A 24,165-nucleotide genomic window follows, 5' to 3' on the forward strand; every position below is an offset into this window, starting at 1 on the left:
AAAGTATAATCTCTCCATGCATCAAGCCAAAGAAGCTGGGCTGGCATTTCATGCACCCCCCAAGCCGCTCGCCGCAAACGCGATCACCCACGACTGGCGGGACTTTCTTGGCCCCAGCCACAACGCGTTTGCCACCGAGTCGCCGCTGCGGGAGACCCCCACACTGGTCTGGGAGCGGATAAAGGGGGAGGGCTACGCGTCGCCGTGTGCGGTGGCGGGGAAGGTAGTTGTCTTTCACCGGGTGGGGGAGCAAGAGACCATCGAGTGCGTCGCGGCGGAGACCGGAAAGCGGCTCTGGAAGCTTGCCTACGCCGCGCCCTACTCCGACCGCTATGGCTTCAGTGCGGGGCCGCGCTGCCAGCCGATCAGTGACGGGAAGTTTGTCTACACCTACGGGGTCGTGGGGATGCTGACCTGCCTCTCGCTGGCGACCGGGCAGGTGGTCTGGAAGCACGATGTCGCCGCTGAGTTCAAGGTGCCCCAGAACTACTTCGGGGTCGGGGCGACGCCGCTTTTAGAGGGCAATCTTCTGATTGTCGTCGTGGGAAAAGACTCCGGGCCGAGCGTGGTTGCTTTCGACAAGACCACGGGCAAGCAGGTCTGGGCGGCGGGTAAGGGCTGGACCGCGGGCTACGCCTCGCCGGTGGCCGCGACGGTCCACGGGAAGCGCCGAATTTTCGCCTTTCTCGGTGGCGATAGCCAGCCGACCCAGGGGGGACTGCTGATGCTCGACGCCGCCACAGGGAAAGTCGAGGCTAGCTTTCCCTGGCGCTCGCGCCGCTACGAGTCCGTGAACGCCTCGACACCGGTGGTGCTCGGCAACCAGGTCTTTCTCTCGGAGTGCTACGGTATGGGCGGGACCCTGCTCGATATCTTGCCCGATGGCACGCTCAAGCCGCTCTGGACCAACAAGCGCTTTGGTACCCACTTCATGACCGCGATCCACAAGGACGGCTACCTCTACGGAATCGACGGCCACGGGCCACAGAACGCGCCGCTGGTCTGTGTGGAGCTTAAGACCGGCAAGGAGCTCTGGCGTGAGGAGCCCGAGTGGGAGGTTGCGGTGGGGGGGAAGACCCTGCGGCTCGCCCCGGCGCTGGCGTCGCTGATCGCCCTCAAGGACCGCTGCCTGATGCTGGGCGAGTACGGCCAGCTGGCCTGGCTGGACCTGAACCCCAAGGGCTACAAGGAGCTGGGCCGCACGACTCTCTTTGTGGCGCGGGAGTCGTGGGGGACACCGGCGCTGAGCCGCGGCCTGCTCTTTGTCTGTCAGAACGAGACCGGAGTGGATGGCTCAGCACGCCGCCTGCTCTGCTTCGACCTGAGAGGGAAGTAGCCATGCAGATCCTACTCCCGCCCTCAGAAGGCAAGACCAGCCCCGCCAAGGGCAAGCCGCTCGACGGGGATACCCTGCCTCTTCCATCCCTCCAGGAGCCCCGTCGCCAGGTTCTGGAGGCCCTGACCACGCTCTGCGCCGGCGACCCGGAGCTCGCGCGCACCACTCTAGGGCTGACACCGGGCCAGAGCGATGAGCTCCTGCGCAACCAGGGGCTCTGGACGGCTCCCACGGCTCCGGCCTGGCAGGTCTATACCGGAGTGCTCTACGGCCAGCTCGATGCGCCCTCCCTGACCGCTGCGCAGCGGCGCTGGCTCAGCGAGCGGGTCTTGATCGCCAGTGCGCTCTTTGGGTTTGTCGGGCTCTCCGAGCCGATCCCGGCGTACCGGCTCTCCGGGGACACGAGCCTGCCGGGTGTCGGAGCACTGGCGGGGTTCTGGCGCACGCACCTCGTCCCGCTTCTGGAAGCGACCTCGGGGCTCGTGATCGACCTGCGCTCGGGGACCTATGTCAAGCTCGCGCCCCTGACGCCGGCGCTGGCAGAGCGTACCGTGGCCGTCCGCGTGCTCCAGAAGATGCCCTCGGGGCCTCCGAAGCTCATCACGCACTTCAATAAAGCCACCAAGGGGCGGATCGTGCGTGAGCTTGCACTCCAGCGAAAGACCCTCCGAACCGCCTCGGAGCTTGCACAGCTCGTCACTGCCTTGGATGCCGATGTGACTGTGGTTGCCCCTGCGAAGAAAGGCCCCCTGCTCCTCGATATTGTCGTCGATAGCCCGTTTCACGGGTAGCCCTGCACGTCTGCCCACGCCGAGGGCTACATCGCCGACAGTGCCGCTGCCACGACCGCCGCGAGCGGTGTTGTGGGACGGCCCAGGAGGGCGGAGAGCTGGCGGCTCGTGTCAAAGAGCGCTCCGGTGGAGGCGGCGACATCGAAGTGCGCAAAGAGCTGCGCCAGCCCCTCGGGCAGGCCGACACTTACCAGGATGGCCGCGTAGTCTGCCTCGGGGAGGTTGGTGTAGGGGATGTCCTTGCCGGTCTGGCGGGAGAGCTCGGCGGCCAGCTCACTCAGGGTGTAGGCATTGTCTCCGGCCAGCTCGTAGGTCTTGCCCTCGTGCCCGGCGCTTGTCAGCACCACCGCAGCGGCCTCGGCGTAGTCGGTACGGGGGGCTGAGGAGATCTTCCCATCGCCCGCACTGCCCAGAAACGCGCCCCCTGCCAGGGCACCGGGGATCGAGGCGGTGTAGTTCTCGGTGTACCAGCCGTTACGCAGGATTGTGTAGGCAAGCCCGGATGCCTCTAGGGCCTGCTCGGTCGCGTGGTGCTCCACCGCCAGGCTGAGAGGGGAGCTGTCTGCATGAAGGACGCTGGTGTAGACAATCCGCTGGACACCGGCCTGCTTGGCCGCCGCGATCACATTCTGGTGCTGTGCCACGCGCTGTCCTATCTCACTGGAGGAGATCAGCAGGAGCGTCTCTACCCCGTGGAGCGCAGCCGCTAGGGTCTCGGGCTGGGCGTAGTCCGCCTCGCGCACGGCGACCCCTAGATCGGCGGCCTTGGCTGTGGAGCGAGCCAGGGCGATGAGCTGGTCGGTGGGGACCTTGGTCTTGAGGAGGTTGAGGACGAGGCGACCGAGCTGTCCGGTCGCGCCGGTGAGGGCGATACTCATGGTTGTTTCTCTTTCTGATTTGTAATGATTATAGTTACAAGTGGTGGCAAATAAAAAGCGCCCGAAGGCACTCTCTCTACCGGGTTATGCCGCGCGTTGCGCGGCGACGACTCTTAGCTGCGTGACAACCTGGGCCATGCTGGTCTGGGCGAGCCGCGTTTCCATGGCTTGCTGCGCCTCGGTGAAGACTCCCTCCAGGGTTTTCTGGATGTTGTTGCCCACCAGGCAAGCCGGGTGGGGCTTCTCATGGAGCGCAAACAGGTCCGCTTCCTCCACTGCGTGGACGGCGCGATAGACCTCCAGGAGCGTGATCTCGTGGAGCGGCTTGGCAAGCTGGGCCCCTGCAACCCCTTGTCGGGTGCGGACGAGCCCGGCTCGGCGTAGCATCCCGGTGACATTGCGGACGATCACCGCATTGACCCCGATGCTAGCCGCCATTAAGTCCGAGGTGGCCTCGACCTCAGGGTAGACCTCCATGAGGGCTAGGATATGGATTCCAATGGCAAACCGGCTGGCAATACGCATACTCTCGCTCGTTTCTTGTAATGATTATAGTTACAAGTTGGTGGTCTGTCAAGGCGATCTTTAAATTTTTCTCTTGTTGAAGTTTGTTTGGGGAAGGGGCACTTGCGGAAGCCCCCTCTCTGGGGCTCGTAAGTACTGTGTCGAAGGGCGGATGACCGGGATTGAACCGGCTACCTCCAGAGCCACAACCTGGCGCTCTAACCAAATGAGCTACACCCGCCACGAATGCAGGAAGGATTATACCGCGTCGTTGTTAGCTACGCAAGTGTGCACACAGCTCGACAATCACCCCGTCGGGGTCGTGGCAGTAGCAGAGGCGCTTCTGGATCCCCTCGACAATGCGAAAGGGGACGGTCACCGGCGGGGAGACAAAGACAGTCCCCGCACCCCGGAGCTTTTCGTACCAGGCATCGAGGTCGTCTACTTCCAGAGCAAAGTGGCGCAGGCCGGGCGTGTTGGGGAGGGAATTCGGCGCGAGCGCGGTGCCCTCCGGGGTGAGGTACTGCAAGAGCTCTAGGCGGCAGCCCCCGCCGTCGGGCATCACGAAGACACAGTGCGCCTTGGCCTGGGGGCAGCCGGTAACGTCCTCGATCCACTCTCCCTCCAGAAGAATGTCGAAGGTCTGGCGCATCCCGAGGAGCCCCACATAGAACGCCAGGGAGCGCGCCATGTCCCCGACCACGATATTGAGGTGGTTGACGGTCATCCTATAAGTTTTCGCAGCGCCTTGACAAAGACCTCGGCCTGGCGTGACATGCCCAGGTCGGTGGGGTGGACGCCATCGACGGTCGCCTCGCCGTCGGTGCCCCAAGCACCGCGCATGGGGAGGTAGTGAAGGTGCGGGAGCCCCTCCCGGGTGAGCTTCTCGACCGCCTCCCGGGTGAGCTTGCTCCGAGACGGCTCCTTCGGGTTGTCGAGGAAGGCATCGCCGGCACACAGAATCGGGGTGGTGGGGCGCTTCTCCCGCAGGCGGCGTACAAACGGCTCCAGGCGCTCGCGCACCAGCTCATCGCTCATGTTGCGCAGGCAGTCGAGCACAAACACTGACGCGTCGAGCTCCCCAAGCAGCTCCGCCAGTGCCAGCTCCATCTTCCCATTGCCCGAGAACCCCAGGTTGAGATGAGGGCGGTCCAGGGTTCGGGCCGCAATCGCCGTGAAGGCCATGCCGGGCCGCGACGCGCACCCGCCTTGGGTAATAGACGTCCCGTAGAAGACAATCGGCTTATGGGCACGCGGGGGCGCGGGAAGTGCCGCCGCCCCCGGGGCACAGCCAAGCTCCAGGCGTATCGTGCTATTGTAGAGGGGCAGGTAGAGACAGAACTCGCGCAGCCCGCCGCTCGCGCCGGCAAAGACCACCTGGTTGCCCACCTGCTGGCGCGGCTGCCCGACTCCGATAAAGCGCCACTTGTTGTCGCTGCCCCGGCCGTAGAGGTCCACGCCCGAGACCCCCGACGCCGGCATGTGTGGCATTGCCAGCTCCCCGCCCACCGACCAGCGGACGCCGATCTGGGGGCTGGCCGTCACGAACCGGTAGCACAGCCCCGCGCTGCTTCGTGAGAGGTTCCAGACCGCCGGGGGGACCGTCGCCTGGGCGCGCTCCGGCAGGCGGTCGAAGGGAGCGGCGGTCTGCGCCCAGCCCTTGCCCTCTACTTCGTCGCCGCGGACACTGCGCCACTCTAAACCCTGTTGCTCCATACACCCTGCCTCCAGAAACACCAGCCCCAGAAGAAAACTCCGTCGCTGCATTCGTACTGCCTCACTTCACCAAATCATCGGGAAAATCCTGGGAAATCTTGTATAGTGAGCAAAATGGACGACGAGGAAAAGCTGCCCCCCATCCCTACCAAGATTCGCTTCGACGCTCGCTACCGTGAGGCCCCCAAGGCGCGCAAGGACATCAGCCTGCGCCTCTTTGTGCTCCTGATCGTCCTGATCTCCGCGATGGGCTGGCAGGGGATTCGCAATATCGGGGTCTTTCTGGAGCTGATGCAGCAGCGCTACGCGCATCCGTCGCCCTCACCCACGCCTGAGATCGAGATTCGCTTCGAGCCGTCCACAGAGACCCGTAAGTGACGATCACTTATGCGCTGACGGAAGACGATCTGCACGCGTTCCATACGTACTTGAATAACGAATCGCCGGAGTACAAAGCGAGCCAGAGACGCAGTCGTCTTATTTTTGTTGCGCTCGGCTCTGCTGCCCTCTATATGTTTGTCTTTTTTGTGATACGGGTCATGGCACTTCCGTATCCCTACCTACCCCTTATGGTTGCATTGGGAAATGGGCTCTACTTCGCGCTGACAAAGAATGCCGTCAGTCCTAAAAAGATGCAGAGAGCGATCTCAGAGAGCGTGAAGAAGGGCGGCTTTCAAGAGTTCTTTCTCTCGCGTGATATTGTTCTGACGGAGGCTGGGCTACGGCAGGTCACGGACCAGGGTGTGCAGTCTTGGGACTGGGAGGAGCTTCGCGCGTTGCACCCGACTCCGAGTCATCTTTTCCTAGCCGCCCCTGCCGAGCAGTATGTCGTTATCCCACGGCGGGCGTTTGGCACCGAGCCGACGGAGGCAGCGTTTCTGGAGACCCTGACACGGCACTACGACAGAGCCCACTCGGGAGCGAGTCAGTGACCCTGGAGTACGAGCGGACGCCGGAGCACTGGACGGCGGCAAATATCGCCCTCTTTGAAAACTCCGAACGTGGGAAGAAGCGCCTGAGGGCGCTCCGTGGGGTTGTCGGGGGGCTCTGCTTGGTTGTCTCTATTCTGGTCTTCCTGGCAGTGGCGATCCTGGCGGAGCTGGCACTGCCGCTGCGCATCTTCGGGGTGGTTGCCTGTGCGGTCGTGACAGCGCTTGCCACGTACCATCTCACGCCGGTGATGGCGCGCAGTGAGATCAAGCAGGTGGTGCAGACCCTGGTGCGCCGAGGGAGACACGCCGAGTTTTTCGGGAAGAAGCGCGTGACCCTGGACGATGAGGGACTGCGTATCCGGGGCGAGACCGCTGAGGAGCTCCACTTCTGGAAGCGGGTGCGCGAGGTCCTCGTGACGGAGAGCTATATCCTGTTCCGAATCGGGGAGAACCAGCTCATGGAGCTACCGAAGTCTCTCTTTGCGACGCCCCAGCACCAGGCCGAGTTTCTTGCCGCGGTCGAGCGCTACCGGCAGGAGCAGGCTAGCCCGTCGCCTGAGCCGCAGCGGCAGGCGTGGTACCAGAGCAAGGATCAGGTGGGGTAGCCTTGGCCAGCGCGGGGAGCACGACACTCTGGTGCCAGAGAGCCACCACCCGCTGCTCGTCGGGCTCGGGCGGGCGGTTGTCGCTCCCGTGGACCTGAACCAGGACGCCATTGGTGGGGTTTACCTCGACAGTCACGCGGCGCTTCTCTTGGTAGCGCACGGAGAAGATCGCCGAGGTCCCTGAGTGGCAGCGCCTGCCGTAGCCACCGACACAGTGTCGAAGGGCCGCGCCTTCCTCGCCCAGCTGGGAGCTCTTCGTGAGCTCGGTGACACTCCAGCCGGTGACGTCTGCGGCCTCACCTGACCAGTCCCAGCCGTGGGAATCCCAGCGGTAGAGCTCTCCCCCGGAGCGCCAGGAGTAGCGATTGCGCTGGTAGAGGAGGCTCTGCTCACGCACGGCCTGGACACTGCGGCCGCTCCAGCGGAAGGGCTGCTCGCCGCGCGCCCGTGCCTCAGTGTGGCGATGACGGCCCCAGGCAAGGACCTGCGCAAGCTCCCCCTGGACGAGCTCTCCGCCCTGTGCCCCCAGCCAGCGAACCGTCTCTCGCCAGAAGTCCAGCTCACCGGGAGCCAGGTTGGGATCGGTAGGGTCGAGGAGGTAGGAGCGATCCAGACAAAGGCGGCGCAGGTCTGCCTCTGTGCCCCCGAGGCGCAGCACCTCGGCGCAGGCGCAGGCGAGCTCGGGAGCCATCAGGGAGGGAACCTGCGACAGAAAGTGCGGGAGCCTGCTGGGCAGGTTCCAGCCAAAAGTGGCGGCAGCGCTCTTGAGGGAGACACTGCGCCCTAGGAGAATCAACCAGCAGAGCCACTTGTAGTTCGGGAAGCGGATCGAGCGCCGCAGTGCTTGGCTCAGAAACGCAGGAACGGGGTACGGGGCAAAGAGATGCTCGGGGAGCGAGACCCCCGACTCCGGCTGCCAGGTAAGGGGCGAGCGGTACCAAAACAGAGCGAAGAGACAGAGCTCACGGGCGGACTTCGGGAGATACTGCTGAAGGCGCTCCTGGCTCTGCCGGTCCAGCGCCGCGCGAAGGGTCAGCACCAGCTCGGGATCGTCGCCCTTGTAGCGCGTCAGCCGCTCGACATGCGCGGCCAGGGAGGCGACCAGTGCCTCGGGCGATCCCTCCCACAGACGGGAGGGTGTGGCGTGGGGCGTCTCGGGGAAGAGCGTCCCCAAGGCCCGGAGAGGCACGTGGTCGTGGAGGACGGCGGAGCAGAGCTGGGTGTGCCAGTAGGGGAGCGTGTCGTCCTCCCCGATCTCGTCCTCGTACCAGTCGGAGGGCCAGTCCTCCCCGCCAGGATCTTCCTCGCTGATACCGGCACGCGTCAACAGCCCCGGGTCTTTCTCACGCAGGCGACGGTACCGGGCACGGAGGGCGTTGGGCGCGAGGGGGCGGTGCCAGTTCTGAATTCTTTTCCCAAATTTTGTCTGCTTCACGACACTGTATCCACAACCGCGAGGGTGTTGCTAAAAGTAGGAACGCGTGTAAAGGAGGAGTTTTCTCGCTCTATCCTGAAGTGGTACCCCGTATGTCGCAGTGGCGTCTTGAGCTTCTGGGGGGCTTGCGTGTGATCGGAGCCAGTGGCGAGACTATCACCCAGTTTGAGGCGCGTAAAACAGCGGCTCTTTTGGCCCTCCTTGCCCTGCGCCCGGAGCATGTCCACCCACGTGAGGAGCTCGTGGCAGCGCTCTGGCCCGATGCCGAGTGGGAGAGCGGCCGAAACCGGCTAAAGCAAGCGCTCTCGATGCTCCGCAAGCGGCTGGGGGCGGTCTTTGAGGCCAGCCACTTTGGGATTCGGCTCTTGCCTGGGACATTCGAGACCGATGTGGCCCAGTGGGAGGCTCTGGTGACGCAAGGTCGGCTCCGTGAGGCCAGCCTGCTCTGGCGAGGAGAGCTCCTTCCCGGCTTCTATGAAGAGGCACTGGTCTTGGAGCGCGAGCGGCTCAATGCGCTCCGGGAGGCCACCTGTCCCGATAGGGCGTCTGTGTGTGCCCGGCAAGTGCTACTCCCGCAGCCGCTCACACGCTTTCACGGGCGAGAGCCTGAGCTGGCGGCGCTTGCCGAGTGCTTTAAGACCGAGCGCTGGGTGACCATCACCGGGCCTGGGGGGATGGGCAAGACCCGACTTGCCCTGGAGGCTGCCCGTCGGCGGGAGCTCGACGACCTGTACTTTGTCTCGCTGATCGAGCTACGGGAGGCGAGCCAGCTTCCGGTCGCGCTCGCCAGGGCGGTACAGCTCCCTTTGAATCCAAACCAGGAGCCGCTGGAGACCGTGCTAGGGTTTCTTGGAGGGCACCCGCTCTTGCTCGTGCTAGACAATGCGGAGCACCTTGCGACAGAGAGCCTGGCCGTGCTGTGTCAGCAGCTCCTGGAGCGCTTGCCTCTCTTACGCCTGCTTGTTACGTCGCGCCAAGTGCTGGGGGGAGCCGGCGAGTGTCGCTTTCCTCTCGCTACCCTACCGATCCAGGAGGGCGCGGTGCCCCTCTTCTTGGACCGTGCACGACGTGTCCGGCCTGGCTTTGAGGAGAGCCCGGATATCGCGGCGCTCTGCGAGAGCCTGGAGGGGATGCCCCTTGCCATCGAGCTCTGTGCGGCGTGGGCGGGGGCTCTGAGCGCACGCCAGATGCGGCAGCGGCTGGAGCGGGGCGAGTTTGGTCCCTTGCTCACCGCGCACGATGCGAGCTTCCCCCAGCGCCACCGGAGTGTCGAGACGGCGTTTCTGAGCAGCTACGAGCGGCTGACGGCCCGTCAGCAAGGGCTCCTTCGTGGCCTGACGGTCTTTCGGGGGGGCTGGACCCTGGAGGCGGTGGAGGCTGTCTGCCCCACCGACAACACCCTGCGCGATCTGCTGGCGCTGACCGAGGCATCGCTGGTGCTCCCTGTGGGGGCTCGCTTCACGATGCTGGAGAGCCTGCGCCACTTTGCGAGCTTGCTGCTTACCACCGACGAGAGAGCGGGGCTCCTCGTGGCCCACCTGCGCTGGGGCAAGGCACTCGTCGCCGAGGCCACGGACGATCCCAAGGCGGAGGAGCAGGCACTTGCCCTCTTGGAGACAGAGCGTGAGAACCTGAGCGCTGCGATTCAAGAGGGCCTTGCAGATGGGCAAGCGGAGGACGCGGCTCTGCTGATTGTCGCGCTCTGCCCCTTTTTCTCGCTCCGCGCCTACGCCCAAGAGGCAGTGGGGCTCCTCAAGCAAGCGCTCGCCGCCCCGGAGCTCTCAGGGCACACGGAGGCCAGTCTCTGCATCCAGCTAGGAGCGCTTACCGTGGATAACCAAGCGTCTGCGGTTGCGGTGCAGTACCTGGAGCGAGCCTTGGCACTCCTGGCAACCCACCCTGAGCCGCACCTGGAGGCACAGGCACTCTGGCAGCGGGGCCGGCTTGCCTTTCTGAGGAAGGAGTTTGACCAGAGCAAGCGTGACCACGAGCAGGCACTGGCGCTGCGCCTTACCCTGCACGACACCGAGGGATATGCCCGCTCCTACGATGCCCTGGCCCAGCTCGCGACCCGGCGAGGGGATGCCGAAGAGACCCGTCGTCTGCTGGCGCTCGCCGACGATGCGGCACGGCGGGTGGGGCGCAGTAGCCTCCTGACCGATATTCTCTTCAATCGTGGGCGGCTCGCACTGGTTCTGGGAGACTTTGAGACGGCTCTCTTGGCATTTGAGGCCTGTGAAGAGCGGGGACGTCGGCTTGCCCTGCCCCGGCTCCTGGCGAAGGTCTGGAACAACCTGGGGGAGGCCGCGCGCGGGCTGGGCGATGAAGTTAGGGCGCGTCATGCCTATCTTGAGGCGGCACGGGCGTTCTGGGAGCTACGCGAGGGGGGAGCCGCCCACTTTCCCTTCTGGAACCTGGGTTGTCTCTACGGCGAGTGGGATCACTTTGACATTGGCCTGGTCACCCTGGCGGTTGCAAGTCGGCTCTGGGAGGAGCTTGGACGTCCCCTGGATGAGGGCGACCAGCAGACCATTGACCGGATGAAGGCACAGGCAACCGCCGCCTTTGGGCCTGAGCGCACCACCTACTACTGGACCGAGGGGCTCCAGCTCTCCCCGGATGAGGTCCTTCGACGGATCGAGCGACGCCAGCCGTCGAAGGCGTAAAATCCCACTCGCTACTTTTACGATTTTTTTACCGCCCCTCGCTAACCTGTGTCCATTCCGAATCACGGAGAGGATACGACAATGCGAAAGACTTCTTTACTCTTGATCTGCGCGGGGCTCTTGTTAAGTGGGGGAGCACCCAGCCGGGCGCAGACCACGCCCACCCCAGGGGGCTACACACAGGCCGATGTGCGCACACTGGACCAGCAGGTCGGGCGCTTCCCCCGCAAGGCCACGGCCAGCGTCCTCTGCACCAATGAGAATGTCTCGGAGCTCAAGGCCCTTCTGGTCAAGGCGAGCAGTCTTGCCTGGCAGCGCTCTCGTGACTCGGAGGCGAGCACCAAGCGCAGCCAGCTAGAAAAGCTCCTCAAAGAGCACGAGCTCACCCCTGCCCAAGCCACAAAAATTGCCGAGGCCGCCGTGGCCTACCGGAAGGCGCGTAGCACAAGCAATGCCCGCCGGAAGAGCACCGCAGAGAAAGCAGGCGAGGCCGCTGGCGAGGCGGTCGAGGCAGCGGTAGAGACCGTAAAAGCGGGCGCGGCAGCGGCCCAAGAGCTGGCAACGGCGGCGGCGCAGGTAGCGTTTGACTTCATGAAAGGCTTCGTCCAGGAGGTAAAGAAGTGAGGCAGTCTCCTCTGTTTCCCCTAATACTGATCGCCGCTCTCTCTCTGGGAGTGCAGCGACCGGTTCTGGCACAGCAAGGACTGAGCCTCCCTCTCCAGACCATCAAGGCAGGCAACCTAGACAACCTCCCCACCGATACCGCTGAGCTTTGGCAGCTCAGGGCAGAGCTAGAGAGCACACTGGGGCGAACTCGGCGAGGGATGCCTCTTAGCCAAGAGCGTGCGCTCAAGGCTCTGACTGCTGTCTGCTCCTACGGCTACGCGCTCAATCTCGCGGCCAGCGGTAAGCCCCGGAGCGAGTGGGGCGCGCTCCCCGGAGCCTTCCGTGAGGAGCTGGAGCGCACTCTGAAAAGTAAGGGCGTAACCTTGAGAGAGCAGGATCTGAAGGAGATTGAGACCCAGACACGTGAGCTTCTTTCCTTGCTTCAGCAGCTTATCGGAGGAAATCAAGGACGGCGAGGGCGAGCAAACAGCGCAAGCACCGCGCGCAAAAAGGATGACGAAAGCAAGGACATTAAAGAGTCCTCGGGGAGTGAGACGGGAGCAAGTGGGGGGAGTGGTGGTTCCACCAGCATCAAGCCCGGCTCGGGGAGCACGATCCCCAAAGGGCACGCCGCACCTGGCTTGAAGGCGCAGGTAAGCATCAAGATTCAGCAGCATGCTGTCGCTCTAGATCGGTTGATGAAGTAGACCATGAAAGCGCTCTTTATTTGTACCGCAGTGCTGGCGACACTCACCGCCACTGCTCATGCCCAGCTCCCCGATGGCTGGCTCTGGGACGATGGCTACACACTCTTTAGCGCGGTGAACAAACCGACAACCGCCAATGGGAAGCGCACCAGCCACTGGTTCCTCCAGGCTGCCCTCCGCTGCTTTGGAAGCGCCCCCGCCTATAGCACCTTCAAGGTCGTGGTGGAGAAGAATGGCAAGCCCGTGGCGACGGGCCAGAGGGAGGCGCAGCGTGTCGCAGGGAGCGAGCCCTTCCTGGTCGCACTGGCGCTGGAGACCGAGCAAGAGCTCCCCGGCCCAGGGCTCTACACGGTCAAGGTCTTCGTGATAGACGGCGACACCAAGAGAGAGCATCTCGCACGAACCCAGACCATTGAGGTCGGAGCGGTGCGCTTCGGGGACCAGACCGAACTGGTGGTCTCGCGCCACGGTGAGGTCCTCGATAGCATTCTCTACCTGCGCGGCTCCCGCTACCCGACCTACCACCAGCGGGGACGAGGCGCGGTGCAGTCTCAGCGCTCGGTCGAGCTGAGCTTCTGGCTCTCCCCAACGGTGGATAGTGCCTTTCACCAGGGCCGCTGCAAGCTGACCGTGGATGGCAAGACCGTCATGACCGAGCTCAATGGCATCCTCCAAGACCGAACGCCCGCCGAGGTTGTGCTGAACCAGCTCTGGCGCTATAGCACGTCGGAGTACCTGCGCTTCCAGCAGGTCTCCCTGCTCTTGCCCCTCGACTGGAGCCACACGCCCTCCCCGCAGAAGAGCCCGTTTGTGAATCTCAGCGACCATCCCGGCAAGTGGGAGGTGGAGTACAGTGTCGAGGGCAAGCTCGTTCGCACCTGGCGCTTCACGGTCAACTCCGATGGCACGATCGCGCCGCACCCGGAGCAGGGCGCGGGGCTAAGCCTGGCAAAGAATGCCTACTTTGTCGAGACCGTGATCCCCACAGGCGGCTCCGCTTTTGATGCACGCCTGGTTCCCACTGCCGCCGTGCGCGGCGGTTTCTACGGCCTCCCTTGGAAAACTGCCGAGGGCAAGGCACTTGCTCAGTCACTTCCCACCAAAGGCGCTGCTTGGCCGGGTGCTAAATGAAAGGAAATATCCCCATGAAACGACTTCTCACCGCGCTTCTTGCGCTCTCGCTCACGGCACTTGCCCACGCACAGACCTACGACGCCACCACGGACTTCTCGATCACCCAGGGCAACGCCAACGGCGTTTGGAGCTACGGCTTCTCCAGCACACTGGGCGGTGCGTTGACCCTCTTTGATGTCACCGATAGTTTTCCCTCATGGAAGCATAGCGTCGTGCAAAGCCTCGGTGCCCCCACCATTGGGCGCAACGATACCGGTGGTGTTGTCAATGGTATTCCCATGGGCTTCCTGGATCTCCATCCTGGCCCTATCGAATACACGGTTCTGCGATTTACTGCCCCCAGTACCGAAAGCTACAGCCTCTCGGCGCAGTGCTTTATCGGTGACTTCGGGGATACGGAGATGTTTGTAGTCCACAACAACAACACAAGCTCACCACTTTTCTTCGCTGCGACAACGGATACCAACCCGTTTTTTAGCACCAGTCTCGCCCTAACCGCAGGAGACACGGTGGACTTGGTTGTCGGGAAAAAGGCGGACTTCTTCTTTGATAGCACTCCCGCTGTTTTTACGCTGATCGGTTCGGCTGGTGCGTCTGCGCCGGAGCCGGGAACGATTGGGCTCTTTACCGTGGGGGGGCTTGTCTGGATCGTCCGCCGCCGTGCGCTTCAAAAAGGAAACTAAGATGACAACACGAATGAAAAAATCAGTCTCGCTCCTGCTGGCGACCACGGTTCTCTTGATCCCCGTTAAGCCCTCTCGCGCAGACACCCCCGCCGCGGTGGTCGGTGGGCTTGAGCTTGTGGTGGCGGGCGCAGCCGTGGTGGGAGCGGCCGCTGCGGTTATCCAAGCCGGGGTGGCACTCTTTGGCTCCGGGGGAGACAAGGGCGGCGATAAAGGTGGTGGCAAAGACGACTCCGGGACGACCACGACGACTACGACCACCACCACTACCGACGAAAACGGAAACACCACGACCACCACCACAACAACGACGACATCCAAGCTGACGACGGGGGGATTGACGCCGGGAAAGTGGTTTGCCTTCGAGGAGCTGCAGCGGCTCCCGAGCACGGCAGGGGACGTGGGAATGGCCTTTGACCGCATCGACAACCAGGCAGATGTCAAGCGGACTGCGGCCACGACCCGGAAAGTGACCTACACGATCGTGCGCCGAACCTTTGTGGAGATTAGCCGCACCGCCCGTGGCCCGAAGGCTCTCACGTTGCCTATCGCGCTCCGTCTGAAGCAGCTACGGTTGACTACCAAGGAGATCCCCGCCACCCAGGGACAGTCGTCGTTTGAGGTTCAGGTCAATGCGGAAGGGCGCTCGCTCTACCACTTCTCTGCGAGTGTCGCGCAAGGGCAGAAGCCGACGTTCACAAAAGACATTAAGTACTCTTCTACCAAAGAGGAGAACAGCGTCCTAGAGATCAACGACCTCAGTAAAGATATCTCGTTCACGCTTCCTCCGCGTAAGGCGAAGCTTCGGCTGGAGCTCGTGGTCACGACCCAAGGGGTGGGTCAGCGCGTCTGATTGCGGGTCAGCTGCCAGGCACCTGGCAGGAGCCCGGCGGCTAGGAGCGACTTGAGCACATCCCCCGGCAGGAAAGGCAACACGCCTTGCACCACTGCCGGGGTGATTCCCCCCACAAAGTGCGCCAGCCAGAGCGCGCCAAAGAGAAAGATGGTCAGGCTGGAGGCCAGCATTCCGAGTACGGTGGTGAGCGGCTTGCGGTCCCAGCCCCGCTCGGCGAGCAGGCCGGCGACAAAGGCGGCGAGGGGAAACGCGCAGAGGTAGCCGCCGGTCGGGCCGACCAGCTTCGCCAGCCCCGCCGCGCCGCCGGCAAAGAACGGTAGCCCGAGTGCGCCCTCCAGGACATAGAGCGCAACCGCCAGCGCCCCGCGGCGGCTCCCGAGGGCCATGCCCGTGAGCAAGACAGCGAAGGTCTGGCCGGTCAGGGGGACGGGCGTGAAGGGCAGGGGAATCGCCACTTGGGCACAGGCAGCGATCACGAGGGAAGCGGCAGGAACCAGGAGCCAGGAAGGAAGCGCGAGAGTCTCCGCAAGCGTGCGCGGAGCGGGGGCAAGGGTGAGGGACATACGGCAGGCAGTGTACCCGATGGGGGCTAGAGAGGCGAACGAATGCGAGGGGTTGAAAATTCCTCGCTGAACGCCTTCGGCGGAATGTCCTGCCGGACGAGGAGGTGTGGACTTACCCGCCCGTGAGGGCGTTCGGCAACGCCCAGAGGGCACCCGGCCCCTAGCGAGGGATTTTCAACCCCTCGCACGGTATTGCTTGTGTGCAGAGTGCACGCAGGTAGGCTAAAATTAGCCCATGCTTCTCTCTCGTCGTACCCTGCTGCTGGGAGGAGCAGCACTCTCTCTCGCCGGCTGTGGTGGCAGTGAGCCCCTTATCGACCTTGCCTCGTTGCCACGCGTTCGCCCCAAGGTGACCCTGCACTGGGCGCAGCAAGGGCGCGCGCTAAATGCCCCCAGCACGGCGAACTATGTCGATGTCACCGTGCGCTCGCTGCTCGCACCGGAGGAGATCGCCTCGCTCCTGATCTCACGGACGACGAACCTGGAGCACACGCTTACCTACGAGCTTCCCCTCGCCATTCCCGCCGGTCCCGTGGAGCTGACAGCGCGCTTCTTTGACCGGGCGTTTGAGGGAAGCGACGAGACCCACCGCACGCTGGTGGCGGTGGCGCAGGGGCAGGTGGAGCTCCGCAGCGAGAACCCCACCCTGCCCGATGTGGTGGTGGAGGGGAAGATCGCCCAGCTCAAGGTGCTGTTTCGCCCGACGCTGCTCACCAACGATATCCTCACGACAGGGTTTGAGGCGCGGGACAGCCAGGGGAACCTACTGGCGCTCCAGCCCCACCTGCCGGTCTATGAGATTGTCGAGGGGGCGGGAAGTGTGCTACGCGAGGAGGCGGCGGCCCCGATCTACCCGTACACGGTGGCGGCACTGGTGATTCGGGGGCTGGCTCCCGGAACGGGCCGCGTCCGGGTTCGCCTGGGCGACACCGTGAGTGCGCCCGTCGCGGTGAGCGTCGTGGCGTCTCTTTCCCTTGCCGAGGGGATCCGCTGTGGGTTTCTGGACCTGGCGGAGCTGGTCTGGGACGAGTCGCGGCAGCGCTTCTGGTGCGTGGACCGGGCGCTCACGGGGAGCAATACCCTGTACCGTTTTGACCCACTGACCTGGACCACCGATGTCTCGTTCACCCTCCCCGGTGGAGGGCTCCAGCGGATCGTCCTTACCCCGGATAACACATCGCTCTACGGCTACAGCGACGGCAGCCGGACGGTGGTTCGGATTCGCCTCTCCGATGGGGTGATCCAGGAGCGTATCCCCGTGAAGCTTCCCTACAGCTCCTTCAACCGCTTCCCGCATCTCTGTCCCCTGCCCGGAGCCTCCAACACGGTGCTGATCTCGGGAGCGCGGCTGGGGAGCTACTACAACGACGAAGCCTGGATCTACGACGGGGAGGTAGCGCGGCCCAACACGGTCCGCACGGTTCTCGCCGCCGCGGGGATGCCCCTGGGGCCCAATGAGGTCTATCTGGGGACAACCACGGTCCGCGATGATGGCAGCTATGCCTACTTTGCAGACCTGGGGGCCGGCACCCACGGCTGGCGGGTGGCGATCGGGCCGGAGGGGTTTGTGGTGGGAAGTCTTGAAGCGGTGACGGTTGGTCGTCCCTACCTCGGCCAGCTCCTCGCCCTCGATGGCATGGTCTACGACCTGGTCACAGGGGCACCCTTGACCACGACCAGCCTCGGCAGTGTGGTCCCGAGCACGCCGCTCCAGCGGCGCTACCTTGGGTTTCCCTACAACACGTCGGACTCGCTCTCCGTGGTGCGTGCCACCCCAACTTTTGAGCCCGCCACCTACGCGCTCCCCACCGGCCTGCCGTACCAGGCGAGCGGTGCAGGAGGGACATCCAACTGGCACTTCCCACCGCAGGGCTGGGGAGCGAAGGGGGTCGCGCTGCTGGCAAGCCCCGCGACGGGGGCGACGCTCCCGCTCTTGGTTATCCTGGATCAAGTCGGTTAAGTTCGTTAGGATAAAATTGTCACATGCCATTCTCACGTCGAACCTTACTGCTCGGTGGTACCGGGCTTGCACTGGCGGGCTGTGGTGGGGGCGGGGACATCCCTGCACCGGGGCTCCTCATCCGCCTGCGCCCCCGTGTCGCCATCCGCTGGGCGGCGCGTAGCCGTGCGCTCAGTGGGCCCGCCAGCGCTCGGCTCGCGGAGATCTCGGTGCGCTCGCTGGTCCTCACTGAGCTAACCGCCTCGTTCTCAGCCTTTCGGGACTACGGAACCGCGGCGGAGCACACCAAGATCTACGAGCTCACGACCGATATCCCCGTGGGTCGGGTGGAGCTCACCGTGCGCTTCTACGACTACCTCGACTCCGACAATGGCGCGACCCGGACTCTCGTGGCGGTGGCCCAGCAGCAGGTGGAGCTCACCGCGCCCGATGGCCTCCTCCCGGATGTGGTGGTTGAGGGCCTGGTGGCATCGGTGACCCTGGCCCCAGGGCAGGTCTTTCCGGTGGGGAGCTACAGCAACCTGGCGCTCTCGGCGCGGGACCGTGCGGGCAACCTCCTGGCGCTCAGCCCCGGCTCGGTGGCGGTGGAGATCCTGGAGGGAAGTGGCACCGTGACGACCCTTACCCCCGCCAGTGCGCTGAGCTTTGGCATCCTCTATGGAGTCGCGGAGGGGACGGCACGGGTGCGCGTGCGGGTCAACGACCAGCTCAGTGCGCCCGAGACTATCACGGTAAGCCGGGTGGTGCCTCTCGGCTCGGGGAGCTCGCTCACTGGCTTGAATACGTACCAATTGGTGTGGGATGCGCGGCGGCAGCGAATCTGGTTTGCCGACACCGCCACGTCGATCTCTAACACTCTCCAGAGCCTTGACCTTGCCACGCGCACGCTGAGCACGCCGTATGTGATCCAAGGGGGCGGGCTCTCGGACCTGGTTCTCACCCCCGATGGCAGCTCGGTCTATGCCTACGCCAGCGCGATCAACACGATCCTGCGGATCACCCTCAACGATGGCATTGTCCGTGAGCGGATTCTCCCGCCTGCCAATAGCCAGGGGAGCCGCCCGCTCTTTACGCCCCTCCCCGGTGCTCCGAATCGGGTCCTGGTCGGCTGGTTCAATGGGGACCCGGATGTCTGGGTCTACGACGGCGAGACGCCGCGGCCGATCTCTCTACGCGGGGTGCTCGCGACACCCGATACCTACATCACGCTCAATACCTTGTCCTGCAACGACGACGGAACAGTCGCCTTTATTGGGGGAGTCACTGATGGGCTCCGGGCAGAGATTGGGGCAGAGGGATTTGTGGGGAAGACTCAGAAAACCGCGAGTGGACGCTACAACCAGGGGCAGCTTGTCGATGGGTTTGGCCGGATCTACGAGGCCACAACCGGAAAGCTCCTCAGCTCTCTCACGCCAAGCTACGGATCCAATCCTCTGCTGAAGGTCCTGGTCAACCACGCGTATCTCACGGTGAGCGATTTCTACAATGGGACAAACAGCACGAAGCTATCGGTGATCACTCCCGAGACACTCACCGAGCAGACATCCCTGACACTCCCGAGGCTCCTCCCCAACTTCGCGGACTTCTCGACCCCCGTGAGTGTCAACGCCTCCGACATCCGCTCCGCGTGTAACTGGGGTGAGCATGGCCTTGCGCTCCTGCTGACCACCAACAATGGCTCAGGTCTGCTACGGCTCCTCCTCTACGACACGGTTCCCGGTCTCTAGGGCGAGGGGGGTACAATAGGCCATGAAGAACCTGACCCTGGTGCGGGACATGCACCAGTCCAACCCCTACGACCTGACCGCCCGCGCCGCTGCGATTGATCCGTCACTGGACCTCGTCGCCGAGATTCTCAAGCTCAAAAAAGAGAAAAACGCGGTGATCCTGGCGCACTACTACCAGGACTCCGAGCTCCAGGACCTCGCCGACTTCGTGGGGGACTCGCTCGCGCTGGCACAGGCCGCGGCCAAGACCCAGGCGGACTGCATTGTCTTCTGCGGTGTCCACTTCATGGCCGAGACCGCCAAGATCCTCAATCCCACCAAGCCCGTCTACCTCCCCGACCTCGATGCCGGCTGCTCGCTCGCCGACCGCTGCCCCGCCGATGTCTACGCCGAGTGGCTCAAGCAGTACCCCGGGCACTATGTGGTCAACTACATCAACTCCTCGGCCGCGGTCAAGGCCATGAGCGATCTGATTGTCACCAGCAGCAACGCCGTGGCGCTCGTGGACATGATCCCCAAAGACCAGCCGATTGTCTTTGGCCCGGATCGGCACTTGGGCAAGTGGGTCGAAAAACAAACCGGACGCGAGATGGTGCTCTGGCCGGGCTTCTGCATTGTCCATGAGCAGTTCAACGCCCGCCGCCTCGCCGCCTTGATGGCCGCCCACCCCGATGCCTGCGTGATCGCGCACCCCGAGTGCGAGGAGGCCGTGCTGGCGAAGGCGCACTTTATCGGCTCGACCCTGGCGCTGCTGAACTATGTCAAGACCCACCCCGAGCACAAGAAGTTCGTGGTCAACACCGAGGTTGGAATCCTCCACCAGATGGAAAAAGCCCGCCCCGATGCCGAGTTTGTCTGCGCCCCGCCCAACTCCGGCTGCACCTGTGCCACCTGCCCCTACATGCGCCTCAACACGCTGGAAAAACTCTACCTCTGCCTCAAAGACGGCCAGCCCGAGCTGCACATGGACGAGGACCTGCGCGTGAAATCCGAGGTTCCCCTACGCCGCATGCTAGAGTGGAGCGCCAAGATTCAGCCCGTCGCCCCAAATAAATAAGAGACCGCCGATGCTGAAATTCCATGAACACATGGTACTGGATCGCCACCCTGACGGGATCCATATTGCGCTGAGCGAGGGGCACAGCCGAGGTGGAATTTATCGGCTTGACTCTGGGGCGAAAGTCGCCGAGCTTGGTGAAGTGGAAGCCCTACGCTGGTTCGATAATGGAAATCAGTACCTGCTCGGGAAAGGCTGGGGAGATCGTACCTATGAACTCCACCAATGGCCTAGTGGGAACTTGACGGGTTCTGCAACACACCTGGCTGGCCTCGGCGAAGTGATAGCGGTCGTGATCTCACCGTCTGGCTGTGAGGCGGTGGGAGTCTGGCGCGACCAGACAGAGGCCGGCGTAGATTTTCTTCACTGGAGCAATGGGGGGCTACAAGAGCGTTCTGAGTTAAGTTATTATGGTTCGAACACGCTGGCGGAGTATCCCGTTTTCAGTTCAAATGGTTCTCATCTCGTTCTCTGTTTTTCGGGCACAATGGACAAACTTGCTTGGTGGAGCCATGACGAGGAAGACGACCCGTATGAGAGTATTTCTGAAGGGGGCACTTTTATCTGTGGCTTTATCATTATTGGGAACGTCCTCACTGGAAAGTATTGTGAACCTATTGAGATTGAAACGAAAATAGAGCCGGGATGGCAACCCGAGGAAGCAGTGATTGCAGAATGTGCCTTTGTTGGTGCCGCTATATTTTTGGATGCTTCAACCTTTGACGTGCCGCTTGGCAACGGAGAAGTGCGGCAGTTTTCGGTTGACGGCGACCTGCTACCATAAGGCCACTCAACATTAAGGAGAGACGATGCAACTTACACTGCCTACCACGGTTCGTGGTTTCCATGATTACTACAAGCTCACCGCCAGCCCGCGTGATCTGGCGGAGGCATTTGGGTTTGGCTTTGTCGCGGAGAACCTCTCCCTTTCGGAAGCGCCGGAAGACTTGCCGTGGCTTGGTTCCCTTCAGAGCAAGCTGACCTATGCGGTCTCGCATCTTGATTTTGAGAGCGAGATGATGCGGCGGGAGTTTCTGATCGCGCCGGTGCTTTTTGAGGTTGCTCAGTATCTGAATGCCAACCTGCGCTCCGAGTACGGGATTCGGGTGAGCGACCAGCTCAAGGGCTCGCTCGACTACTATCTGCGTGCCAATCAAAATATCTGTGTTGTCGAAGCAAAGCAGGGAGATCTGAGCCGAGGCTTCTCGCAGCTCTGTGCGGAGCTGATCGCGGTAGACCAGCAAGGGGACATGACCTCCAACGTGATCTATGGAGCGGTTTCCTTCGGCGATCTCTGGCGCTTTGGACGGCTGGATCGTGCAGAGAAGCGCATCACACAAGACCTAGAGATTCTAGGAGTTCCTCGTGACACCGAGAGGCTGACGCGAGTGCTGATTGCAATCTTGCGGGATAGTTAGGGGCACTCCTGTGCGTCTTCCGCCACCTATAGATTGGGAAGCAAGGCTCCTGAGTGCGCTCCAAGGAGAGGAAGCTTCTCCTGTGGATTACTGGCGTCGGGGTTGTGATCTGTCGGTGCTCAATCGGTGGGAACGGACGGAATGGCTGCGTCATGCCATGCGCCACAACGACGATGAAGCTTTTGACTACTTGCTGAGCCAAGGCTTTGCCAAGTATGCAAAATCGGGAGCAAGCTGCCTACTCTGGAGTGCCCTGATGCGTCCGGCATACATTCGCAAACTGGTGGCGCACGGCTGCGATCCAAACTGCACCGAGAAATCGGGAAGGCCCATCTTGCATCGAGCATTGGATGATGGTTATCCTGAAATTATAGGGGTGCTACTGGACTGCGGAGCCGATCCCAACCGAATGCACAAAAACTACCACCCACTTGATTGGGCAGACTCGTACTCAAGACCTTTACTCATGGCGGTAGGGGCCAAACCTGAGCTTGCTTTGGGACACTGGAGAGCGAGGATTTGAGGGGCTTGCTGGCTCCTCACTGTAGGTCGAAGAACTTATCGGTGGGGGTTTGGTTGGCGTAGAAGGCCTCGGGGCGCTGCCACTTGATGTGGCCGTCGGTCCACTGGATATTGACTCCCTTGCTGTGCACCGTGGCGGGGCGACCCCAGCAGGGGGTGGTCGGGTTGCTCGGGGGCAGCAGGTACTTGCCGTCGGGGCCGCAGAAGCTGGTGATGCTGGCTTGGGCATCGGTGAGCAGGACGGTCTCGGTGGGGGTGTTGATCTCCGCAAGCGCGACTCCGGCGGCGGTCTGGTAGTTGGAGAAGTCCAGCCTGATGCCCGTGAGGTAGACCGCGTTGTAGCCAAAGTGCGTGCTGGTCTTGCCGTTGGAGTCGGTCTTGGGGATGAGGCTGCTGGGGCAGAGGCTGATCTGGGCGTTCTTGGCGTAGGGGTCCAGAAGATCGTGCCAGTTCGAGTAAAACGGCGACGTGCTAGTCGGGTAGCCGATCAGGGGGAAGCGCTCGTCATAGTCCTGGACATACTGAAGCACCGCCAGCCCGAGCTGCCGCAGGTTACTCGCGCAGGAGGTCTGGCGCGCCTTCTCCCGAGCTTGGGCAAAGACCGGGAAGAGAATCGCTGCGAGAATCGCGATGATGGCGATCACAACCAGGAGCTCGATGAGGGTGAAACCGGAGCGGGGACGCATGCCCGGATTCTACCAGACTCGGTGCTACAATAGCCCCATGAGGCAACAAAAAGACCCCGTCGCGGCGCGCTACGAGACCGGCCAGCGCCTGCGTCAGTTCGAGCTACTCTGGGAGACGGCGACTCCTGAGCAGAAGCGCCAGGTCCTGCCGCTGGTCAATCAGGCCGTGATGGGCTTCTTTGCGGGCGGCCCCGCCGCCAGTGCGAAACCTCTGGACCTGGCATCGGCCCAGCTCTTCCGGAGTAGTGAGAGTTTTCGACCGCACCCGTGGGTTGCATCGCTGGCCGTCACCCCCTCAGTGCGGCTCCTAGACAGTGGAGCCAAGTTCGTCACTCTCACCCTCGCGTCGCTCTACGAGACCTCCGAGAAAGCTCCGGAAGCGGTCACGTTCACGGTTGGCCCGACGGGAGTCGTTTCAATACGATCATCGAGTGTAGTAGTGCAATCGCTCAAGGCACTCCCGCAGACCCTCACGTATCCTCTGGATAATTATCGTGGTGGCGAAGGCGAACCCTCCCTCAGTGTTGAGGTAGATGCTGGAGCCGACCCTCGCCGGAGTATTGGTAGCAGGTTGTTGAACCTGGCGCTCGTCAAAGATCTCGGTGTGCGACTGGCGGCACTGGAGAGTAGTAAAGAGCCGTCGGTGGTGCACCTGCGCGGGACCCTCAAAAAGCTTGCGGCGGGCGAGGCGCTGGAGACGGACTTTCCGGGGCTGAAGCTCCTGCGGGATGCCGAGGCGGCGGCGAAGAGTGCGCCGCTCTGGGGGAAGAAGCGCCCCGGGCAGTTCTGGCTGACGCTGGCCAAGGCCCCTGTGCGGCTGCTCGCCCCCAAGGCGGTAGCGTCCGGCAAGCCCCTGCCGCTGGTGATCGCGCTCCATGGGGCGGGCGGCTCGGAGAACATGTTCTTCGATACCTACGGCGCGGGCAAGCTCGTGCGGCTCTGTGAGGAGCGGGGCTGGCTCTTGCTGACCCTGCGAAACGGCGCGGGGCTGGGCCAGCTCCCCGAGCTTCTCGCCGAGCTCGGCACGCTCTACCCCTACGACCCCAAGCGTGTCTTTTTGACCGGGCACTCGATGGGGGCGGCGATGGCGGTGCAGGCGGCGCAGGCCAATCCCAAGCTCTTTGCCGCGGTTGCCGTGCTGGGCGGCGGTGGCGCGGTGCGCTCCGATCCCGGCACGCTCCCCCCGTTTCTGGTCGGGGCGGGCGAGGCGGACTTTGGCAAGCCCATGGCCCAGAGCCTCGCCAAGGCGCTCAAGATAGAGTGCAAGGTCTACCCCCACTGCGAGCACCTGACAGTGGTCCAAGACGCTCTGGGAGATGTTATCGCGTTCTTTGGCAAGCACTGACCGTGGTAGAATAAAAAAACGATGCGCGACGGTTGAAC

25 protein-coding genes and 1 tRNA gene are annotated in these 24,165 nt (G+C 63.2%); 18 read left to right on the top strand and 8 right to left on the bottom strand.

Annotation, left to right across the window (positions count from 1 at the left end):
• The first annotated feature begins 16 nt into the window (after positions 1 to 16).
• Together HNQ39_RS14305 and HNQ39_RS14310 are read left to right on the top strand one after the other, a co-directional pair.
• Positions 17 to 1,336 (top strand): PQQ-binding-like beta-propeller repeat protein, encoded by a 1,320-nt coding sequence (locus HNQ39_RS14305; protein WP_184197245.1) that lies wholly within the window; start codon positions 17 to 19, stop codon positions 1,334 to 1,336.
• Between the two features lie 2 nt (positions 1,337 to 1,338).
• Positions 1,339 to 2,127: a YaaA family protein gene (locus HNQ39_RS14310; RefSeq protein WP_184197248.1), complete on the top strand. Its 789-nt coding sequence runs from the start codon at positions 1,339 to 1,341 to the stop codon at positions 2,125 to 2,127.
• A 26-nt stretch (positions 2,128 to 2,153) separates the two neighbouring features.
• On the opposite strand, the gene HNQ39_RS14315 is transcribed toward HNQ39_RS14310, so the two are convergent.
• The 5 genes from HNQ39_RS14315 to HNQ39_RS14335 form a co-directional block, all read right to left on the bottom strand.
• On the bottom strand, positions 2,154 to 3,005 hold the full coding sequence (locus HNQ39_RS14315) for an SDR family oxidoreductase (RefSeq protein WP_184197251.1): 852 nt from the start codon (positions 3,003 to 3,005) through the stop codon (positions 2,154 to 2,156).
• An 84-nt stretch (positions 3,006 to 3,089) separates the two neighbouring features.
• Entirely contained in the window at positions 3,090 to 3,530 is a 441-nt protein-coding gene (locus HNQ39_RS14320) for an Rrf2 family transcriptional regulator (RefSeq protein ID WP_184197253.1), read from the bottom strand.
• Between the two features lie 146 nt (positions 3,531 to 3,676).
• Positions 3,677 to 3,750 (bottom strand) — tRNA-His (locus HNQ39_RS14325).
• A 33-nt stretch (positions 3,751 to 3,783) separates the two neighbouring features.
• Positions 3,784 to 4,236, bottom strand: a complete 453-nt coding sequence (locus HNQ39_RS14330) for a VOC family protein (protein ID WP_184197256.1) — start codon at positions 4,234 to 4,236, stop codon at positions 3,784 to 3,786.
• Positions 4,233 to 5,276: an SGNH/GDSL hydrolase family protein gene (locus HNQ39_RS14335; RefSeq protein WP_184197259.1), complete on the bottom strand. Its 1,044-nt coding sequence runs from the start codon at positions 5,274 to 5,276 to the stop codon at positions 4,233 to 4,235. The genes HNQ39_RS14330 and HNQ39_RS14335 overlap by 4 nt, the downstream gene beginning before the upstream one ends.
• Before the next feature lie 63 nt (positions 5,277 to 5,339).
• Between HNQ39_RS14335 and HNQ39_RS14340 the strand changes: the two genes are divergently transcribed.
• The 3 genes from HNQ39_RS14340 (at position 5,340) to HNQ39_RS14350 (ending at position 6,762) form a co-directional block, all read left to right on the top strand.
• Positions 5,340 to 5,603, top strand: a complete 264-nt coding sequence (locus tag HNQ39_RS14340; RefSeq protein ID WP_184197262.1) for a hypothetical protein — start codon at positions 5,340 to 5,342, stop codon at positions 5,601 to 5,603.
• Between the two features lie 161 nt (positions 5,604 to 5,764).
• Positions 5,765 to 6,157, top strand: coding sequence for a YcxB family protein (locus HNQ39_RS14345; RefSeq protein WP_184197265.1), 393 nt, complete (start codon positions 5,765 to 5,767; stop codon positions 6,155 to 6,157).
• Entirely contained in the window at positions 6,154 to 6,762 is a 609-nt protein-coding gene (locus HNQ39_RS14350) for a YcxB family protein (protein ID WP_184197268.1), read from the top strand. Before HNQ39_RS14345 ends, HNQ39_RS14350 begins: the two co-directional genes overlap by 4 nt.
• Here the strand turns inward: HNQ39_RS14350 and HNQ39_RS30585 are convergent.
• Complete coding sequence (locus tag HNQ39_RS30585; protein ID WP_184197271.1) at positions 6,701 to 8,197, bottom strand: PcfJ domain-containing protein; 1,497 nt, start codon at positions 8,195 to 8,197, stop codon at positions 6,701 to 6,703. The two genes, HNQ39_RS14350 and HNQ39_RS30585, sit on opposite strands and share 62 nt — an antisense overlap.
• Before the next feature lie 92 nt (positions 8,198 to 8,289).
• On the opposite strand from HNQ39_RS30585, the gene HNQ39_RS14360 reads away from it, so the two are divergent.
• The 6 genes from HNQ39_RS14360 to HNQ39_RS14385 all read left to right on the top strand — a co-directional run bounded on the left by HNQ39_RS14360 (position 8,290) and on the right by HNQ39_RS14385 (position 14,846).
• The gene (locus tag HNQ39_RS14360; protein WP_184197274.1) at positions 8,290 to 10,863 is read left to right on the top strand and encodes an ATP-binding protein; all 2,574 of its coding nucleotides are present in this window, start codon (positions 8,290 to 8,292) and stop codon (positions 10,861 to 10,863) included.
• Positions 10,864 to 10,944: 81 nt separating this feature from the next.
• Positions 10,945 to 11,487, top strand: a complete 543-nt coding sequence (locus HNQ39_RS14365; RefSeq protein ID WP_184197277.1) for a hypothetical protein — start codon at positions 10,945 to 10,947, stop codon at positions 11,485 to 11,487.
• On the top strand, positions 11,484 to 12,176 hold the full coding sequence (locus HNQ39_RS14370) for a hypothetical protein (RefSeq protein WP_184197280.1): 693 nt from the start codon (positions 11,484 to 11,486) through the stop codon (positions 12,174 to 12,176). Before HNQ39_RS14365 ends, HNQ39_RS14370 begins: the two co-directional genes overlap by 4 nt.
• A 3-nt stretch (positions 12,177 to 12,179) precedes the next feature.
• Complete coding sequence (locus HNQ39_RS14375) at positions 12,180 to 13,307, top strand: hypothetical protein (protein ID WP_184197283.1); 1,128 nt, start codon at positions 12,180 to 12,182, stop codon at positions 13,305 to 13,307.
• 14 nt (positions 13,308 to 13,321) lie between these two features.
• A complete protein-coding gene (locus HNQ39_RS14380; RefSeq protein WP_184197286.1) occupies positions 13,322 to 13,993 on the top strand; it encodes a PEP-CTERM sorting domain-containing protein in 672 nt (223 codons plus the stop codon).
• A gap of 1 nt (position 13,994) precedes the next feature.
• The gene (locus HNQ39_RS14385; protein WP_184197289.1) at positions 13,995 to 14,846 is read left to right on the top strand and encodes a hypothetical protein; all 852 of its coding nucleotides are present in this window, start codon (positions 13,995 to 13,997) and stop codon (positions 14,844 to 14,846) included.
• On the opposite strand, the gene HNQ39_RS14390 is transcribed toward HNQ39_RS14385, so the two are convergent.
• Complete coding sequence (locus tag HNQ39_RS14390; RefSeq protein WP_184197292.1) at positions 14,834 to 15,412, bottom strand: biotin transporter BioY; 579 nt, start codon at positions 15,410 to 15,412, stop codon at positions 14,834 to 14,836. The two genes, HNQ39_RS14385 and HNQ39_RS14390, sit on opposite strands and share 13 nt — an antisense overlap.
• A gap of 235 nt (positions 15,413 to 15,647) precedes the next feature.
• Between HNQ39_RS14390 and HNQ39_RS14395 the strand changes: the two genes are divergently transcribed.
• From HNQ39_RS14395 to HNQ39_RS30815, 6 genes are all read left to right on the top strand, one after another.
• Positions 15,648 to 17,372, top strand: a complete 1,725-nt coding sequence (locus tag HNQ39_RS14395) for a YncE family protein (protein ID WP_184197295.1) — start codon at positions 15,648 to 15,650, stop codon at positions 17,370 to 17,372.
• 23 nt (positions 17,373 to 17,395) lie between these two features.
• Complete coding sequence (locus HNQ39_RS14400) at positions 17,396 to 19,099, top strand: NHL repeat-containing protein (RefSeq protein ID WP_184197298.1); 1,704 nt, start codon at positions 17,396 to 17,398, stop codon at positions 19,097 to 19,099.
• Positions 19,100 to 19,193: 94 nt separating this feature from the next.
• The gene (gene nadA, locus HNQ39_RS14405) at positions 19,194 to 20,156 is read left to right on the top strand and encodes a quinolinate synthase NadA (RefSeq protein ID WP_425503567.1); all 963 of its coding nucleotides are present in this window, start codon (positions 19,194 to 19,196) and stop codon (positions 20,154 to 20,156) included.
• A 31-nt stretch (positions 20,157 to 20,187) separates the two neighbouring features.
• The gene (locus HNQ39_RS14410; protein WP_184197301.1) at positions 20,188 to 20,940 is read left to right on the top strand and encodes a hypothetical protein; all 753 of its coding nucleotides are present in this window, start codon (positions 20,188 to 20,190) and stop codon (positions 20,938 to 20,940) included.
• Positions 20,941 to 20,965: 25 nt separating this feature from the next.
• Positions 20,966 to 21,574, top strand: a complete 609-nt coding sequence (locus HNQ39_RS14415) for a hypothetical protein (protein ID WP_184197304.1) — start codon at positions 20,966 to 20,968, stop codon at positions 21,572 to 21,574.
• A 157-nt stretch (positions 21,575 to 21,731) separates the two neighbouring features.
• On the top strand, positions 21,732 to 22,097 hold the full coding sequence (locus HNQ39_RS30815) for an ankyrin repeat domain-containing protein (RefSeq protein ID WP_425503568.1): 366 nt from the start codon (positions 21,732 to 21,734) through the stop codon (positions 22,095 to 22,097).
• A gap of 16 nt (positions 22,098 to 22,113) precedes the next feature.
• On the opposite strand, the gene HNQ39_RS14425 is transcribed toward HNQ39_RS30815, so the two are convergent.
• Positions 22,114 to 22,782, bottom strand: a complete 669-nt coding sequence (locus HNQ39_RS14425) for a DUF1559 family PulG-like putative transporter (RefSeq protein ID WP_184197310.1) — start codon at positions 22,780 to 22,782, stop codon at positions 22,114 to 22,116.
• Positions 22,783 to 22,819: 37 nt separating this feature from the next.
• Here HNQ39_RS14425 and HNQ39_RS14430 point away from each other — a divergent pair, with 37 nt between their 5' ends.
• Positions 22,820 to 24,127 carry an alpha/beta fold hydrolase gene (locus HNQ39_RS14430; protein WP_184197313.1) on the top strand — a complete coding sequence of 436 codons (1,308 nt, stop codon included), beginning with the start codon at positions 22,820 to 22,822 and terminating at the stop codon, positions 24,125 to 24,127.
• Positions 24,128 to 24,165 lie beyond the last annotated feature (38 nt).

The organism is Armatimonas rosea (assembly GCF_014202505.1).
Lineage (GTDB): Bacteria > Armatimonadota > Armatimonadia > Armatimonadales > Armatimonadaceae > Armatimonas > Armatimonas rosea.

Excerpts from the sequence above, each read along its gene's own strand:
- HNQ39_RS14305 (WP_184197245.1), top strand. The coding sequence starts at position 17 with ATGCATCAAGCCAAAGAAGCTGGGCTGGCATTTCATGCACCCCCCAAG.
- HNQ39_RS14310 (WP_184197248.1), top strand. The coding sequence starts at position 1,339 with ATGCAGATCCTACTCCCGCCCTCAGAAGGCAAGACCAGCCCCGCCAAG.
- HNQ39_RS14315 (WP_184197251.1), bottom strand. The coding sequence starts at position 3,005 with ATGAGTATCGCCCTCACCGGCGCGACCGGACAGCTCGGTCGCCTCGTC.
- HNQ39_RS14320 (WP_184197253.1), bottom strand. The coding sequence starts at position 3,530 with ATGCGTATTGCCAGCCGGTTTGCCATTGGAATCCATATCCTAGCCCTC.
- HNQ39_RS14330 (WP_184197256.1), bottom strand. The coding sequence starts at position 4,236 with ATGACCGTCAACCACCTCAATATCGTGGTCGGGGACATGGCGCGCTCC.
- HNQ39_RS14335 (WP_184197259.1), bottom strand. The coding sequence starts at position 5,276 with ATGCAGCGACGGAGTTTTCTTCTGGGGCTGGTGTTTCTGGAGGCAGGG.
- HNQ39_RS14340 (WP_184197262.1), top strand. The coding sequence starts at position 5,340 with ATGGACGACGAGGAAAAGCTGCCCCCCATCCCTACCAAGATTCGCTTC.
- HNQ39_RS14345 (WP_184197265.1), top strand. The coding sequence starts at position 5,765 with ATGGCACTTCCGTATCCCTACCTACCCCTTATGGTTGCATTGGGAAAT.
- HNQ39_RS14360 (WP_184197274.1), top strand. The coding sequence starts at position 8,290 with ATGTCGCAGTGGCGTCTTGAGCTTCTGGGGGGCTTGCGTGTGATCGGA.
- HNQ39_RS14365 (WP_184197277.1), top strand. The coding sequence starts at position 10,945 with ATGCGAAAGACTTCTTTACTCTTGATCTGCGCGGGGCTCTTGTTAAGT.
- HNQ39_RS14375 (WP_184197283.1), top strand. The coding sequence starts at position 12,180 with ATGAAAGCGCTCTTTATTTGTACCGCAGTGCTGGCGACACTCACCGCC.
- HNQ39_RS14380 (WP_184197286.1), top strand. The coding sequence starts at position 13,322 with ATGAAACGACTTCTCACCGCGCTTCTTGCGCTCTCGCTCACGGCACTT.
- HNQ39_RS14385 (WP_184197289.1), top strand. The coding sequence starts at position 13,995 with ATGACAACACGAATGAAAAAATCAGTCTCGCTCCTGCTGGCGACCACG.
- HNQ39_RS14390 (WP_184197292.1), bottom strand. The coding sequence starts at position 15,412 with ATGTCCCTCACCCTTGCCCCCGCTCCGCGCACGCTTGCGGAGACTCTC.
- HNQ39_RS14395 (WP_184197295.1), top strand. The coding sequence starts at position 15,648 with ATGCTTCTCTCTCGTCGTACCCTGCTGCTGGGAGGAGCAGCACTCTCT.
- HNQ39_RS14400 (WP_184197298.1), top strand. The coding sequence starts at position 17,396 with ATGCCATTCTCACGTCGAACCTTACTGCTCGGTGGTACCGGGCTTGCA.
- HNQ39_RS14410 (WP_184197301.1), top strand. The coding sequence starts at position 20,188 with ATGGTACTGGATCGCCACCCTGACGGGATCCATATTGCGCTGAGCGAG.
- HNQ39_RS14415 (WP_184197304.1), top strand. The coding sequence starts at position 20,966 with ATGCAACTTACACTGCCTACCACGGTTCGTGGTTTCCATGATTACTAC.
- HNQ39_RS30815 (WP_425503568.1), top strand. The coding sequence starts at position 21,732 with ATGCGCCACAACGACGATGAAGCTTTTGACTACTTGCTGAGCCAAGGC.
- HNQ39_RS14425 (WP_184197310.1), bottom strand. The coding sequence starts at position 22,782 with ATGCGTCCCCGCTCCGGTTTCACCCTCATCGAGCTCCTGGTTGTGATC.
- HNQ39_RS14430 (WP_184197313.1), top strand. The coding sequence starts at position 22,820 with ATGAGGCAACAAAAAGACCCCGTCGCGGCGCGCTACGAGACCGGCCAG.